We start from the raw sequence: 528 nt of genomic DNA on the forward strand, positions 1-528 counted from the left end.
AAGCCCGCCGTAGACTTTATCCTGGCGTCCGGCCATCCGGGCATGGACATAACGCGCCGCATCGTCGGCGCTGATAAAGAAAGGACTCAGCGCCCGCCGCTCAAACCCGCTGAAAGGCTGCCAGTGCGCATCGACACGGCCTTCGGTACTCCACACATCGCTGGTTTGCAGCACGCTCAGCTGGCCTGCACTGGCCAGCGAACGAATCAGCCCCTGAACGGTTTCGACACCGGCCAGCAGGTCGCGCAGGATAGACAGCCCGCCGCCTTCGGCTGCCGACAGCCGGGCAAACAGGGCGTGCTCGACAGCGAGGAAGGGCGACACAAACTCCAGCAAAGCCCCGTCGCGGGTCGCGATATACAGTGGCAAGGCGTGAGTCGCCCCCGGGCCGGCATGGGCCTGCGCCGCTGCAATGCCCTTTTGCAGGGCATCGGGGTGCATGAAGTTCTTGAACACGGCGGCCTGTTGCGCGGGTATCTGCGACGGGTCGCGGTAAAGACCATCGCAACCATAAAAACCGAAAGCGGA

1 pseudogene is annotated in these 528 nt (G+C 63.8%); it reads right to left on the reverse strand.

Annotation, left to right across the window (positions count from 1 at the left end):
* Nucleotides 1-528: pseudogene (locus TU76_RS24310) on the reverse strand (DUF4329 domain-containing protein); the annotation flags it as partial.

Source organism: Pseudomonas psychrophila (assembly GCF_001043005.1).
Taxonomy (GTDB): Bacteria; Pseudomonadota; Gammaproteobacteria; order Pseudomonadales; family Pseudomonadaceae; genus Aquipseudomonas; species Aquipseudomonas psychrophila.